At 62.1% G+C, this 14,645-nt stretch carries 10 protein-coding genes and 2 pseudogenes; 8 read left to right on the top strand and 4 right to left on the bottom strand.

What is annotated here, in order from left to right; translation table 11 throughout:
• Position 1: 1 nt before the first annotated feature.
• The 5 genes and pseudogenes from GJ630_RS11060 to GJ630_RS11040 all read left to right on the top strand — a co-directional run bounded on the left by GJ630_RS11060 (position 2) and on the right by GJ630_RS11040 (position 5,333).
• Positions 2–934: an NAD(P)-dependent oxidoreductase gene (locus GJ630_RS11060; RefSeq protein ID WP_191449889.1), complete on the top strand. Its 933-nt coding sequence runs from the start codon at positions 2–4 to the stop codon at positions 932–934.
• Positions 927–1,921, top strand: a pseudogene (locus GJ630_RS11055) (NAD-dependent epimerase/dehydratase family protein). Before GJ630_RS11060 ends, GJ630_RS11055 begins: the two are co-directional and overlap by 8 nt.
• 48 nt (positions 1,922–1,969) lie before the next feature.
• Positions 1,970–4,303, top strand: coding sequence for an STT3 domain-containing protein (locus GJ630_RS11050; protein WP_191449888.1), 2,334 nt, complete (start codon positions 1,970–1,972; stop codon positions 4,301–4,303).
• Positions 4,304–4,372: 69 nt separating this feature from the next.
• Positions 4,373–4,846 (top strand): hypothetical protein, encoded by a 474-nt coding sequence (locus GJ630_RS11045; protein ID WP_151102891.1) that lies wholly within the window; start codon positions 4,373–4,375, stop codon positions 4,844–4,846.
• Positions 4,839–5,333, top strand: coding sequence for a hypothetical protein (locus GJ630_RS11040; protein WP_191449887.1), 495 nt, complete (start codon positions 4,839–4,841; stop codon positions 5,331–5,333). The genes GJ630_RS11045 and GJ630_RS11040 overlap by 8 nt, the downstream gene beginning before the upstream one ends.
• A 5-nt stretch (positions 5,334–5,338) precedes the next feature.
• Here the strand turns inward: GJ630_RS11040 and aglM are convergent, their stop codons facing one another.
• On the bottom strand, positions 5,339–6,646 hold the full coding sequence (aglM, locus tag GJ630_RS11035) for a UDP-glucose 6-dehydrogenase AglM (protein ID WP_014039468.1): 1,308 nt from the start codon (positions 6,644–6,646) through the stop codon (positions 5,339–5,341).
• An 88-nt stretch (positions 6,647–6,734) separates the two neighbouring features.
• On the opposite strand from aglM, the gene aglF reads away from it, so the two are divergent.
• Positions 6,735–7,490 carry a UTP--glucose-1-phosphate uridylyltransferase AglF gene (gene aglF, locus GJ630_RS11030; protein ID WP_014039467.1) on the top strand — a complete coding sequence of 252 codons (756 nt, stop codon included), beginning with the start codon at positions 6,735–6,737 and terminating at the stop codon, positions 7,488–7,490.
• A 229-nt stretch (positions 7,491–7,719) separates the two neighbouring features.
• Positions 7,720–9,135 (top strand): sugar transferase, encoded by a 1,416-nt coding sequence (locus GJ630_RS11025; RefSeq protein ID WP_146417977.1) that lies wholly within the window; start codon positions 7,720–7,722, stop codon positions 9,133–9,135.
• Positions 9,136–9,448: 313 nt separating this feature from the next.
• Here the strand turns inward: GJ630_RS11025 and glmS are convergent, their stop codons facing one another.
• From glmS to GJ630_RS11010, 3 genes are all read right to left on the bottom strand, one after another.
• The gene (gene glmS, locus GJ630_RS11020) at positions 9,449–11,239 is read right to left on the bottom strand and encodes a glutamine--fructose-6-phosphate transaminase (isomerizing) (RefSeq protein WP_014039465.1); all 1,791 of its coding nucleotides are present in this window, start codon (positions 11,237–11,239) and stop codon (positions 9,449–9,451) included.
• Entirely contained in the window at positions 11,239–12,429 is a 1,191-nt protein-coding gene (glmU, locus tag GJ630_RS11015) for a bifunctional sugar-1-phosphate nucleotidylyltransferase/acetyltransferase (RefSeq protein WP_191449886.1), read from the bottom strand. The genes glmS and glmU overlap by 1 nt, the downstream gene beginning before the upstream one ends.
• Positions 12,430–12,588: 159 nt before the next feature.
• The gene (locus GJ630_RS11010; RefSeq protein WP_014039463.1) at positions 12,589–13,449 is read right to left on the bottom strand and encodes a CheF family chemotaxis protein; all 861 of its coding nucleotides are present in this window, start codon (positions 13,447–13,449) and stop codon (positions 12,589–12,591) included.
• Positions 13,450–13,614: 165 nt separating this feature from the next.
• Here GJ630_RS11010 and GJ630_RS11005 point away from each other — a divergent pair.
• A pseudogene (locus GJ630_RS11005) lies at positions 13,615–14,645 on the top strand (AMP-binding protein); the annotation flags it as partial.

Raw genomic sequence — 14,645 nt, 5'->3', positions numbered from 1 at the left:
GATGGACGTGCTGGTCACCGGGGCCTGTGGCTACATCGGCAGCGCGCTGATTCCACTGCTCCGAGAGGACGACCGCGTCGACGACATCGTCGTCTTCGACGACCTCTCCTCGGGGTCGCCGCGAGCGCTGCTAGGGACACTTGGCAACGGGCTCGAATTCCGCCGTGGCGACGTCCGCGAGTACGGCGACGTGGAGAGCGCCATGCGCGGCGTCGACCGCATCATCCATCTCGCTGCCATCACCGGTGCGTCGAGCACACACGAACGCCACGACGAAACCTTCGCCATCAACTACGACGGCACCGAGAACGTCCTGACTGCGGCCGGCAAACTCGGCGTCGACCACGTCGTCTTCGCCTCTTCGTGTAACGTCTACGGCCGCGCGACCAGCACCGACATCGACGAGACGGTCGACCCGGATCCCATCAACCCTTACGCAGAGACGAAACTGCAGTCCGAGACGCTACTGCAGGAGTACTGCGAGGAGTTCGATATGACTGGCACCGCCCTGCGAATGGCTACCAACTTCGGCCACTCGCCGGGCATCCGGTTCAACCTCGTCGTGAACTACTTCGTGTTCCGCGCGCTCACCGACCGCCCGCTCACTGTCTACGGCGACGGCTCGAACTGGCGGCCGTTCATCCACGTTCAGGACGCTGCCCGCGCCTACGCGGAGGCGGTGTGCGATCCCAAGTCCTGGGACGAACCGGTGTACAACGTCGGGTCGATGGAATCGAATTACCAGATTTCGGAGATTGCAGACATCGTCGCGGACGAGGTCGCTCCAGTCGACGTGACCTACCTCGAAGACGAGCATCCCGGTCCGTCGTATCACGTCAACTTCGACCGACTGAGCGGGACCGGCTTCGAACCATCGTGGACGCTCCGCGAGGGCGTCCGCGACCTCGCGGAGAAATTCACCACCAATGCCTGAGACAGAACCCACAGACAACACACCTCACATCGCCGTCACCGGCGGTGCGGGCTACATCGGCAGCCGCGTCATCTACGAGCTACAGCAGGCCCACCCCGACTGGGAGATAACTGCCATCGACAACTTCTATCGCGGTACCGTGCGGTCAGTCGGCGATGTCGACATCGAACACGTCGACATCCGGAACCGAGACCGTCTGGAGGCGGCGCTAGACGGGGCCGACGTTGTGATGCACCTCGCCGCGGTGTCGGGAGTTGACGACTGTGAGGAGAAACAGGACCTTGCCTACGAGGTCAACGTCCAGGGAACCGACAACGTCGCCTGGTTCTGTCGGAAGACTGGCGCAGCGCTGATTTTCCCGTTCTCGATGGCCGTCATCGGCGACCCACAGGAGTTCCCGATTACAGTCGACCACCCCCGAGACCCGCTGAACTGGTACGGGCGGACGAAACTGCTCAACGAGCGTGACATCGAGACGTACGCCGACGGCACGTTCCCGGCCCACCAGTTCATGATCTCGAACCTCTACGGCAGTCACGAGATAGACGGTCAAACCGTCTCAAAGGGGACTGTCATCAACTTCTTCGTGAACCGCGCGCTCGCCGGCGAGACGCTGACCGTCTACGAGCCAGGGACGCAGTCCCGGAACTTCATTCACGTCAAGGACGTGGCCCGGGCGTACGTCGACAGTTGCGAACGGCTACTGGAGCAACTGGACCGCGGCGAGACCGGCGTCGAGAAATACGAGATCGCCAGCGACGAAGACCCGGGCGTTCACACCGTCGCCAAACTCGTCGAGGATATCGCCGCCTCGGCCGCCGACATTGATGCCGACGTGGAACTGGTCGAGAACCCGCGTGGCGACGACGAGACGCTCGTCGATTCGTTCCCGGTCGACACCGGCCGAACGACGGACGTACTGGCTGGACGCCGGAACACGACGTAGAATCGGCGATTCGAGCGGCGCTAGAGTCGGCAAACACGTAGACGGCGAGTCCCGATGGATTTATTCGCCAGACCGGAAAGAGAAGATACATGAGCGATACGCCCGGGGCGGGAGCGGTACTCGATGACCGGCCCGAGCTACGAGACGCGACAGCGGCGGTTCTGGCCGTCGACGACGAACAGGACGGCTGGACGTTTGACGACATTCCCATCGATTCGGGCCAGTTCGGTGAACTCGTCTCCGCGGGCATCGTCGAGAAAGACGGTGACGAGTACCGCGTCGCTGATCCCGACGCCGTGCGGGCCGCACTCGACGGCAAATCCGGGGTCGGCAGCGACAGCGAGAGCGGGACGGCTCTCGGTGACGCGCTGCGGTTTGATTTCGACGCGCGAGCAACTGGCCTGCTCGTCGCTGCTCTAGCGGTCGTGTTTGTCGCCCGAACGTACGTCATCGGGTCGATCTACCGCGGCGACGACATCGTCTTGTCGAGTAACGATCCGTATTACTACAGGTATCACGTCGAGCAGGTCGCGGCCAACGCCGGCGGCGCGGCCGATTTCGGAGCGCTCTCCGTGATTCCGGATGTAGTAACCAACGGGGAGCCACTCACGATCGCGACGCTCTGGTGGGTCGCCAGCCTCTTCGGCGGGAGCAAAGCAGTTATTGGCCACGTTCTCGCCTGGTATCCGGTCGTGTCGGCACTCGTCACGGGCGTCCTGCTCTATCTACTCGCGGTGCGGGTGTCCAGCGATCGGCGTGTCGGTCTCGCATCGGTCCTCTTCCTGGCATTTATTCCCGGCCACGCCTTTCGGACGAGCCTGGGTTTCGCAGATCACCACGCCTTCGACTATCCCTGGCTGGGACTCACCGCGCTTGCACTCGTGGTCGCGCTAACGACGGCCACGAGCCGAACGTCGCTTCGTCGACCACAGCCGTGGATCGCCGCGGTCGGTATCGGTGTCGGGATTGCCGGACAGGTACTTGCGTGGGAAGCCGGGCCATTGCTTGTCCTGCCGGTCTGTCTGGTGGTGCTTGGACAGACACTGCTGGATGGCTCAAACGACCGGTCGGCACTGGTCAGGAACGCGCCGGTCCTTGCCGGCGTTAGCCTCGGCGCGATACTCGCCTGGAGTGTTCATACTGTCACCGGCTGGCAGACTGCGCTCGTCGCTAGCACGCCAGCACTGCTGACGCTGGGCACTGTCGTCGTCATCGCGACAGCAGAAGCGGCCAGGCGATTCGGTGGCATTGCCAGACAACTGGCTGTGGTCGATCTCGGGCTTGGCATCGTCACCATCCTCGTCTTTCGTTTCGGCTTCACAGAACAGTGGGCCACGTTCGACAGGCGGCTCGATACGCTGTTTCGGTCCGACGCGATCGCCGAGACGTACGGACTGTTCAGCGCAGACGCCTTCGGCTTCCTGTTCCTGCTCGGCCTGACACTGTTCCTGGCACTCCCGGCGATGGTGTGGGGCATCGACCTCGCTCGGAACGACCGGAGCGGCTGGCTCGTCGCCAGTAGCTATGCCTGGGTGCTGTTCGCTCTCGCCGTGATTCAGGTCCGTTTCGTCGGCGAACTGGCCCCGTTTCTCGCACTGTTCGCCGGCCTCGCGTTCGTCTGGGCCGCCTCGTGGGTCGATCTCGCCCGACCGGTGCTGACGACTGGCGACAGCGACCTACGGGACGTACTCGTTCCCGACACCCGGGCAGTTGCGTCGCTGGTCGTACTGTTCCTGTTGTTCGGGGTCCTCGGAATGGTGCAGGTGCCGGTGAAGACGAGTCAGGTGCTCGTCGAGGACGGGACATACGACGCGGCGACTGCAATCGAGGCAGACGCCGCCGATCGCGGGCTCGAATACCCCGAAAACTACGTCCTCAGCCGCTGGGGACAGAACCGCGTGTACAACTACTTCGTCAACGGTGAGTCACGGAGCTACGGCTACGCCCGCCAGAATTACGGTCCGTTTGTCGCAGCAACGGACCCTGATGAGGCCCACAATCGGATTTCCGGTCGAGTCGGATACGTCGTAACGACAGAGATGGAACTAGAGGAACCGAGCACGATGTACGCTCGACTACACCAGCACTTCGGAAGCCAGAACGGAGATGTGGACGGACTGGCCCGCTACCGGCCGCTCTTCACGAGCGAAGACGGGAGCCACAAGGCGTTCGCGGTCGTTCCCGGTGGAGAGATCCGGGGGACTGCAGCCCCGAATTCGACCGTCTCGGTCGTAACGACAGTCGCTGTCTCGGACAGAGAGGTCGACTACGAGCGCCAGACGACAGCCGACCGCAACGGTGAGTTCACTGTTACCGTCGCAAACCCCGGGACGTACACCGTGACGACCGATAGCGGAAGTGAAACGACTGTCGAAGTCACAGAACGGACAGTGTACGACGGCGGCAACGTCACTATCGAGTGATTTTCGGAGACAGACACGCTGTGGTTCTGAAGCGAAAGGACCATTGTACCCACCGAAAGAACAGAGAGTGTGCGCGTCTGGGTTCGTGCCGGCATCGTACTTGTGCTGTGTCTGATGCTCGGTGGACTGTTCGTCCACGCGGCAGTTACAGAAGAGCAGCGGTCCCCGTATCCAGATGCTGCGGACCTTTCGACCGGGTACGAGTCGTACGTCGGACAGCACCTCATGGTGTTTGGAACGGTGACAGAGACCGGCGATGGCGGAATGGCAATCAGGGCCGAAAGCGACGGGACGGCAATAACGCTCAGGGTCACTGGGACGGAAGCGGCCGTCGAACCCGGTGGCGTCGTTCAGGTGTACGGAACGCTTGAATCGAATCAGACGATAGCGGCCGAGCGCGTCGAAGTCGTCAACAGCAGTCGGTGGGCGGAGTTCTACAAGTACGGTGCCTCGGCTGTCGGCGCACTCGGATTCCTGCTCCTGTTCTTCCGGTATTGGCGAATTGACCGAGAGACGTGGACGATGGAGGCACGCAATGGCTGACCTGCTGACTCACCTGCTCGTACCATACATCCTTTTGACGGTCGCGAGTTGGCGCATCGACTGGCTCAATCAGCATTGGGTCGTCGTTGGGATGGGCGGTGCGGCGATTCCCGATCTGGTGAAAGTCGGGATCGTGGTGGACGGGAGCACTGTCGAAGCGTTTCTGGGCATGCCGTTCACTTATGCGCCCCTCTCCACACTCGGCGGAGTCCTGCTACTGGCCGGTGTCATCACCGTCGCATTCGAGAGACGCCACTGGCGGCGCGTGTTCGGACTCGTGACGTTCGGCGGCCTCACGTCGCTGCTGCTCGATGGGATGCGGGTGTACGCCGACGGGCGAGCGAGCGCCTGGCTGTATCCGTTCACGAACTGGCGGCCGCCGACGCCGAGCCTGTACGTGTCTTCGGACCCGACCGTGCTCGTTGTGACGCTACTCGCTGCCGGCACGGTAGCCGTCGTCGACAGGCGAATACAGGCAGGTTACTGACCGCGCTACCAGGTCAATCCTTCGTAGGTGATGCCGTCGCGCCGCTCGATGATGCGTCGACCGTCAACGACGACGGAGTCTGCCATTTCGTCGAACGCAGCGTCGAGCGCTGCGAACTCGTCCCAGTCAGTGACGACAACAGCGCCTGATGCCCCCGCGAGAGCGGTTGCGGCCGAGTCGGCGTACTCGATGTCGGGATAGCGTTCGCGCATATTCTCGGTGGCAACGGGGTCGTAGGCGACGATTTCCGCGCCACGTTCTTTGAGTCCCTCGATGACCGGAACCGCGCGCGTGTTCCGGATATCGTCCGTTCCGGGTTTGAACGCCAGGCCGAGAACGGCGATGCGTTTGCCGGACACGTCGACGTGGTCGTCAAGTAGGGAGAGGAGGCGCTTGGGCTGGTCGTCGTTCAGTTCTACGGCCGCAGAAAGAACAGCAGGGTCGTAGCCCTGTTCCCGTGCCGCGGCGATGATGGCATCCGTGTCCTTCGGGAAGCAACTGCCGCCCCATCCCACCCCGCTCCGGAGGAACTGTTCGCCGATGCGGTCGTCGAGTCCGATGGCATCGGCCACCTCGTAGGCGTCGACGCCGAACTCCTTGCAGATGTTCCCGATGTCGTTGATGAGGCTGACTTTCGTCGCCAGAAACGTGTTGTTGGCGTACTTTATCATCTCGGCCTCGGCGATACCGGTTTCGACGACCGGCACATCATCGTCAGCGGCCTCGCGAAGCGGTTCGTACAGTTCGTTGAGAAGCGCCGTCGCACGGTCGTCGTCCGTCCCGAAGACGAGTTTGTCGGGGTTCAGGAAATCCGCCACGGCCGTCCCCTCGCGCTGGAACTCGGGATTGGACGCGACGAGGAAGTCCGTCCCGCGTTCGAGACCGGCGTCGGCGATACGGGGGGCGAGCCGGTCCTCGGTCGTGTTTGGGACGACAGTCGACTTCGTGACGACGAGGTGTGGATCCGTTGCCGCGTTCTCGGCACCGGCCAGCGCCTCGCCGACGGATGCCGCACCGGCTTCCATGAACTGGAGGTCGATGCTCCCGTCGTCGTTCGAGGGCGTCGGGAGCGCCAGCATCGTCAGTTCAGTATCGAGGATCTCGTCGTAGTCGGTACTTGCCCGAAGTCGACCGCCGCCGTGTTCGGCGACGAGTTCGTCGAGGCCAGGTTCGTGTATCGGCGACCGGCCGTCGTTGACCGTGTCGACGATGTCCTCGTCGATGTCTATCGTTACCACTTCGTGTCCGAGATCCGCAAGACACGCCGCGACCGTCGTCCCGACGTATCCGCTCCCGACAATACTGACGTTCATCGGGCGGCAGTAGTCGAGGGGCGGATATTATAATTCGGATCTTATAATTCGACAAGAGTTTTATCGGACGGCCAACGAATTGAGATATATGAAAGCTGTCGTACTCGCCGCTGGTGAGGGGACCCGTCTCCGCCCGCTGACCGAAGACAAGCCGAAGGGAATGGTAGAGGTCGCGGGGAAACCGATTCTGACCCACTGCTTCGAGCAGTTGATCGAACTAGGCGCTGACGAACTGCTGGTAGTTGTCGGCTACAAGAAGCAGGCCATCATTAATCACTACGAGGACGAGTTCGAAGGCGTCCCGATCACCTACACCCACCAGCGCGAACAGAACGGCCTCGCACACGCGCTTCTGACCGTCGAGGAGCACGTCGACGACGACTTCATGCTGATGCTCGGCGACAACATCTTCGAAGCGAACCTCCGAGATGTCGTCAACCGGCAGGCGGAGGAACGTGCCGACGCCGCTTTCCTCGTTGAGGAAGTCCCATGGGATGAGGCCGGGCGGTACGGTGTCTGTGACACCAACAAGTACGGCGAGATCACCGAAGTCGTCGAGAAACCGGAGGACCCGCCGTCGAACCTAGTGATGACCGGGTTCTATACGTTCACGCCGGCCATCTTCCACGCCTGCCATCTGGTACAGCCCTCCAACCGCGGCGAGTACGAGATCAGTGACGCGATTGACCTCCTGTTGCACTCCGGGCGGACGATCGACGCGATCCGCATGGACGGCTGGCGGAACGATATCGGCTATCCAGCGGACCGCGACCAGGCCGAGAAACGGCTGCAGGGCGAGATTGACCCGGAAATGGCTGCCGAGAACATCGCTGCAAGCGAGTGAGAGGCCAACACAGGATAGCCTGGTCAGTAACCAGTTGAGATCGACATTGTGATAGCCCATACGACTGCGCTGGCACGTTCGTCGTGGGTGCGTCAGTACGCAAACAGCTCTCGTGCAATACTGTCTCTCAGTAGCACACCGTCTATTCAGGGCGGTTTGATTACAGGAACTTCAGTATTTGAGTCCCGGGACGCAGGACTTATCCCGGAACTCGGCAATCACACTGATAATGGATAGTGGCTGGCGGTACCGGGTCGCAAGTGTAGCCGGCGTCGTCGTGCTGACAGCGGCCGCCGTCGCACTTGTTAACAACGCTACCATCCAGTCGATAGCGACAACCATCCCGGTGTTCAATCGGCTACCGACTGACCCCCCAACTGGGTCGGAGTTCACGTTTGAACTGTTGGTCACAATCGCAGTCGTCGTTAGTGTGTTCCTCCCACTGTACAAACCCCGCCCGCGAAGAATTCTCGACGCTATAGCACTGGCCCAGAAGCGGGTGCTCGTAGCAGTTCTTGTTCTGGCGACAATCGGCTACTTCGACTACACGTACCGATTGCCGCGCTTGACGGTCGTGTTAGTAACTCCCTTATTACTGGTCGCACTGCCCGCATGGTTCGTGTGGATTCGCAAGCGGCCGTCGTCAAACGGCGAACGAACCATCGTCGTTGGGGACGACCTCAAGGTGATAGAAGAAGTGGCAAGTGAAGTCGACGGGACGCTTCTGGGCTATCTCTGTCCAACGAGTGTCATTACGACAGTCGAACGGACCGAAGCCATCGCTGACGGCGGAACTAACACCAGTGGGTTGGAACGGCTAGGTGGCCTCTCGCGAATCGAGGACGTACTCGTCGAGTATGATATCGATACTGTTGTGCTGGCGTTTGAACATGCCGACCGGGCGGAGTTCTTCGGCGCTCTCGACGCCTGTTACGAGTACGGTGTCAACGCGAAAGTCCATCGCGACCATACAGACTCTGTGTTGACCGCCAGCGGTGGCGTCGGAACCCTGATCGACGTGGAGATCGAGCCATGGGACATACAGGACTATATTCTCAAGCGCGCGTTCGATATCGCGTTTGCATCGGCTGGGCTGGTCGCGCTATCGCCCGTGATTATTGGCATTATACTTGGGATAAAAGCAGAAGACGGTGGCTCAATACTGTACCAGCAAGACCGAACAGCAGTTTTCGGAGAAACCTTCTCCATCTACAAGTTCCGGTCGATGATCGAGAACGCCGAAGACGAGACCGGCGTGAAAATCAGTGACGAGGATGCGGGTGGGATCGATCCACGCGTGACATCGGTTGGCCGAGTGCTGCGACAGACGCACTTGGATGAGATCCCACAGCTCTGGTCGATACTACGGGGAGATATGAGCGTCGTCGGCCCACGGCCAGAACGGCCGGAACTGGACTCGGATATCCAGAGCGGTGTCGTTGACTGGCAGAAACGATGGTTCGTCAAGCCAGGCCTGACCGGGCCTGCCCAGGTTAATCATGTGACTGGAAAAGAGCCGAGCGAAAAGCTACGATACGACCTCGAATACGTGCGTGACCAGTCGTTTAGCTATGATATGAAGCTTGTTTCAAGGCAGGTCTGGAGCGTTCTTATTGACCTCGTGATGGCATACAGAAATCGGTGAGAACTAGCAGGCCATTGTACGACCCACTTGCTCCAGTATCGGCCGGAGTACACCGTTCGTAGTGAACTCACGTATCTCCGAAAAACGCTCCAGCAGAGGGTATCGCGGCACAAACCCTGGGAAGCATACGAGTTATACACTCTATGCACGGTGCTGTCACATCTTAAGTTGCGCGACCCTAGAGAAATTCTGCCCCCACCTCTGTAGCCTGCTCTGGAAAAGCGAGCCGCTCCGGTTCAACAACAGCTAAATTAGTGGCAACCCCGATCCGGTAGAGCTCTCAGAGAGCCGCAAATAGCCAGCTACGCGCTGCTCACTCGACTGTCACGCTTTTCGCCAGATTCCGCGGCTTGTCAATGTTCCGCCCCAGCAACGCAGCCGTGTGATACGACACCAGTTGCAGATGCGTGTTCGCCAGCACTGCAGCGGCTCGCGGATGGGTCTCCGGAATCTGGAGCACATGGTCGGCGTACCGTTCAACGTCGCTCTGTCCGTCCGTAATCGCGACCACCGGCGCGTCCCTTGCTTCGACCTCTTTGACGTTCCCGATCGTCTTGCGGGTGCGCTCGTCGTCACCAGTCACGATAGCGAACACGGGCGTGTTCTCGGTCACCAGCGCCAACGGGCCGTGTTTCAGCTCACCCGCAGCGAAGCCCTCGGCGTGCTTGTACGTAATCTCCTTCATTTTCAGCGCGCCTTCGAGCGCCACGGGATTCTGATACCCGCGGCCGATGAAGAAGTAGGCGTTGGCGTCTTGATACAACTCAGCGACCTCCTGAGCGGCAGATTCGTCGAGAACCTCCTGAACGTGGCCGGGGAGGTCGCGGAGCGCGCTGATGACCTGCCGGGCGTCGCCGGTTGTGGACGTTCCGAGCGCGAGCAGGTTCAGCGCGGCCAGTTGTGAGGCGAAAGTCTTGGTCGCGGCGACGCCGATCTCCGGCCCAGCACGGATGTACAGCGCGTGATCGCACTCGCGGGCCGCGGTAGAGCCGACGACGTTGGTCACGGCCAGCGTGCGCGCGCCACGGCGGCGGGCCGCCCGAAGTGCCGATAGCGTGTCCGCGGTCTCGCCGCTCTGTGTGACGCCGACGACGAGCGCGTCACCGATGGGTGGCGTGGCAGTGGCGTACTCGCTTGCGAGGAACGCCTGGGCGGGGATACCGGCTTCGCGGAACAGTTGCGCGCCGTGCAGGGCGGCGTGGTAGGAGGTCCCGCAGGCGACGAACTGGACGCCGGTCGGGGAGAGATCTCCGAGGTCGCCGATGTCGACCGTCCCGGCGAGTTCGTCGACGCGGCCGCGGAGACACTGCCGGAGCGCGCGCGGCTGTTCGTGAATCTCCTTGAGCATGAAGTGGTCGTAGCCGCTCTTGCCGGTCTCCTCGGGGTCCCACTGGATAGTGTCGATGTCTTTCTCGACGACATTGCCGTCGATGTCAGTCACAGTCCACCCATCACCGTTGAGTCGGGCGAACTCGCCGTCAGCGAGATAGACGACCTTGTCGGTGAAGTCCCGGAAGGCAGGTACGTCACTGGCCAGATACGTCGCATCGTCGTCAATGCCTAACACGAGCGGCGAGTCGTTCCGCGCGGCGAACACCGAGTCACAGCCGGCGATGACGACGGCGACGGCGTAGCTGCCTTCAAGTCGGCTGACCGTCTCTCTGACAGCGTCTTCGGGGTCGGCTCCGGCGTCCAGCGCGTCCTCGATGAGATGGGGGACGACCTCCGTATCGGTGTCAGATGTGAAGGTGTGGCCGGCGCTCACGAGTTCGTCTCTCAGGGACTGGTAGTTCTCGATGATACCGTTGTGGACGACTGCGACCTCACCGGTGCAATCCTGATGGGGGTGGGCGTTCTCGTCGGTCGGCGGGCCGTGCGTGCTCCAGCGAGTGTGGCCAATGCCGACCGAGCCCGAGAGCGTCCGTTCCGACAGCGCGTCGCGCAAGTCGGCGATTTTGCCGGAGTGTTTGCACAGGTCGATGTGGCTGTTCGCCAGTGCGACGCCAGCGGAGTCGTACCCGCGGTACTCCAGTTTCGAAAGGCCGTGGACGAGCGTATCGAGCGTCTCGTCGCCGCGGCCGACACAGCCGATGATACCACACATCAGCGGACCACCTCCGCGCCCTCGCGGACGGTTCCATCGACTGTCACGCCAGTGGCGAGCCGAGCGTTGGGGCCCACGAGCGATCCGGAGACGAAGCTCACGTCACCGAGTGCAACAGCACGGTCGGCGATAACGGCACCGAGCCGCTGTTCTTCGAACACTTCCGTGCCGACCTGGACATCGGCCGGGCCGCCGGGGACGACCGTATTGACGCCCAGGTTCACGTCCTGACCGGTGACAGTATCGACGAGGGTCGAACTCGGGTCGACACGCGTATCGGCGTCGAGGACGGTGTGCTGGACGACGCTGTTGGCCCCGATAGTGGTGTTACGGCCAAGCGCGACGTTCGGACCGATGACAGCGTCCGGTCCGACCTCGCAGTCCGGGCCAATGACGACCGGCGACTGGAGGGTCGCCTCGTCGTGAACGCGTGCGGAGTTGTCGACCCATACCTGCTCGTCGCGGGCCGATTCGACGACCCGACCCCGCGCCAGTACCTCGCGCGCGACGGTCAACAGGTCCCACGGGTATGTCGCGTCGACCCACATGCCGTCGACCTCGACTGCCTGAATGCGGTCAGATTCGAGCAGGAGTTCGATAGTGTCGGTCAATGCCAGCTCGCCGGCGTGCCGCGTCGTTTCGTCGATAGCCTCGAAGATGTCGCCGTCGAAGGCGTACACGCCGCCGTTGATGAGCCTGAACTCGTCGTGTTGGGGCTTTTCGACGATGTCGACAATATCGCCGTCCTGTACCTCGACGGCACCGTACCGACTGGTGTCCTGTCGTTCGATGACAGCGATGCTTGTGTGCCCAGTCTCCGCGTAGGAGGTATCTACCGACTCGATAGTGGCCGCGTCGACGAGACGATCACCGTTCATCACCAGAACCGGGCCGTCGACGACGCTCCGCGCCTGGAGGAGCGCGTGCCCGCTACCGAGCTGTTTCGTCTGGCTCACGTAGGAAATAGGAGTGCCACGGTACGTCGGCCCGAAGTGGTCCTGAACGCGGTCGCGCTTGTAGCCGACGACGGCGACCAGCTTCTCGATGCCTGCCTCGACTAGTGCGTCGAAGACGTGTTCGAGGATCGGACGGTTCGCGGCCGGAAGCATTGGTTTTGGCCGGTTTCGCGTCAACGGCCGGAGGCGAGTCCCTTCACCCGCAGCGAGGACCACAGCCGTATCGATGTGCATACCTGTTGCAGACGGAGGAGGGGCTTCAATATGGCGGCCTTACCGAGATTGGTCGGCGTCTACTCGCCACGCATGTCCAGTTTGTGGCGTCGAAACCGAACGGGAGGGAGCGTCCGAGACAGTCGGTCCTCGCGATGCTTCACTGGTTCCGGGTACGGACTACTGCTCGCCCATCCGCTCGCCGGCGACCCGACGGCCCTTCGTCGTCAGATTCACTTCCGTCCGCTCCCGGAGCACGCTTATCACGTCGAGTTCGATCAGTCGGTCGAAGATTTCCTCGGTTTTCTCAACGTCAATGCCGACGAAGTTGGGAATGTCGAACGGCGACACGCCGGAGTGCAGCGCCATGATTACCCGCTTCTCAGTCGAGCTCAGGTCCAGATCGGCCTGGTTCTGTTCGGCGCTCTCTTCGAGCATCGTCCGGAGGACGGTTGCGTGGAACTCCTCGCCCGCGAGATGTGTTTCGACGCTGATGTCGTCCTCGCTGTGCTCGACCTGAATGACCGTCCGTTCCTCGCCGCTGACCTGCTTCTCTTCGACAGCGAGGTCACCGATGTCGGCGCGGTCGATGACAACGGCTTGCCCGTCAGCCATCGCGAGTTTCAGCGCCTCGTCGGTCACTTTGAGGCGACCCTTCGTCCACTCGGCGGACTGGACGACGCCGCCTTTCAGTGCAGGGTGTTGAACCAGCACGATTGCGCCGTCGAGACTCGCCCGGTAGAAGTCGGTCTCGAACGTCCCGTGGTCCGATGCCGACACGAGGATAACGTCCTCGCCGACGTAGAGCGCGACGTAGTCGGAGACGCCGGCGCTCTGCTGGTTCACGTCGAACCGGTCGGCGATACGGTCGATGTCGGTCAGTGAAATCTGTCGCTTGTCGTCACCCAGCAGGGCGACCCGCTCGGTGGTAAGGATAATGCGACAGTTTCGCCACTCGGCGTCGGTGAGGCGCTGGCCCTGTGAGACCGCCTGAAGGAACTGCCCCTTCGTATCGGCGATCTTCTTTTCGGTGTCGCTCATACCCCGTACCGGCCTCTCGTACACTCGTTGACCGCAGGACTCAATATAAGTTCCGTCGCCAGTGTCGAAAGTGAGAACGGCCGACTGCACTGGTGAGCCACTCACAGCGGAATCGTGCACAATTAGATAGGATATTTTTTGAGTACGGCGGTGTACTGTCAACTGATGACACGGGGTGACGAACCGGATCGGGGCCAGTCCCAGACGGGGCGAGAGACAGTCGAACCACCGGACTGGTTCGTCGAACAGGCGAACGTGACGGACCCGGCCGTCTACAACCGCTTCGAACGGGAGTGGCCCGATTGCTGGCGCGAGGCCGCCGCGTTGCTTGACTGGGAGGTTCCGTTCGAGACGGTGCTCCGTGGAACAGACGGGCCACCGTTCGAATGGTTCCCCGGTGGCCGATTAAACGCCGCATACAACTGTCTCGACCGACACCTCCCCGAGCGGAAGAACCAGCTCGCACTGGTCTGGGAGGGGCACCTCGGCGAGTCCCGCACCTACACCTACCTCGAACTGTACCGGGAAGTCAACGCCTTCGCCGCGGCGTTGCGCGAGCGCGGCGTCGGCCCGGACGACGTGGTGACGCTGTACCTGCCGATGGTGCCCGAACTCCCGGTCGCGATGCTGGCCTGTGCGCGCCTGGGTGTGCCACACAACGTCGTCTTCGCCGGGTTCTCCGCGGACGCACTGGCGACGCGAATGGAGCGAGCGACTCGGAGTACCTCATCACCTGCGATGGCTACTACCGCCGCGGTAGCGCCGTCGCACAAAAGAACAAGGCGGATAACGCGCGCATCGCCGTCGACCACGACGTGTCGGTCGTGGTGCTCGACCGGCTGGGCCGTGATGTGCACTTAGGCGACGACTACGACGACTATCACGACCTGCTGGCGGCCCACGAGGGCGAGGAAGTCGAGCCGGTTTCGCGGGCGGCGGACGACCCGCTCTTTCGCATCTACACATCGGGGACGACCGGCCAGCCGAAGGCCGTCACCCACACGACCGGCGGGTATCTCGCACACGTCGCCTGGACCGCCCGGTCGGTCCTGGATATCAAGCCCGAGGACACCTACTGGTGTTCGGCCGACATCGGCTGGATTACCGGCCACTCCTACATCGTCTACGGCCCGCTCGCGCTCGGACGACGACGATGATGTACGAGGGGACGCCGGAGCTACCCCGACAAGGACCCA

The sequence above is a fragment of the Haloarcula sp. CBA1122 genome (genome assembly GCF_009741785.1).
In the GTDB taxonomy this organism is placed as follows: Archaea; Halobacteriota; Halobacteria; order Halobacteriales; family Haloarculaceae; genus Haloarcula; species Haloarcula hispanica.
The sequence above is the reverse complement of the archived record's forward strand: the minus strand, read 5'-3'. Positions and strand labels throughout refer to the sequence as shown.

Bases quoted from the DNA above. Each gene is read 5' to 3' on its own strand.
- aglM (WP_014039468.1), bottom strand. From the start codon at position 6,646: ATGAACGTCAGTATTGTCGGGAGCGGATACGTCGGGACGACGGTCGCG.
- GJ630_RS11060 (WP_191449889.1), top strand. From the start codon at position 2: ATGGACGTGCTGGTCACCGGGGCCTGTGGCTACATCGGCAGCGCGCTG.
- aglF (WP_014039467.1), top strand. From the start codon at position 6,735: ATGAAAGCTGTCGTACTCGCCGCTGGTGAGGGGACCCGTCTCCGCCCG.
- GJ630_RS11010 (WP_014039463.1), bottom strand. From the start codon at position 13,449: ATGAGCGACACCGAAAAGAAGATCGCCGATACGAAGGGGCAGTTCCTT.
- glmS (WP_014039465.1), bottom strand. From the start codon at position 11,239: ATGTGTGGTATCATCGGCTGTGTCGGCCGCGGCGACGAGACGCTCGAT.
- glmU (WP_191449886.1), bottom strand. From the start codon at position 12,429: ATGCACATCGATACGGCTGTGGTCCTCGCTGCGGGTGAAGGGACTCGC.
- GJ630_RS11050 (WP_191449888.1), top strand. From the start codon at position 1,970: ATGAGCGATACGCCCGGGGCGGGAGCGGTACTCGATGACCGGCCCGAG.
- GJ630_RS11040 (WP_191449887.1), top strand. From the start codon at position 4,839: ATGGCTGACCTGCTGACTCACCTGCTCGTACCATACATCCTTTTGACG.
- GJ630_RS11025 (WP_146417977.1), top strand. From the start codon at position 7,720: ATGGATAGTGGCTGGCGGTACCGGGTCGCAAGTGTAGCCGGCGTCGTC.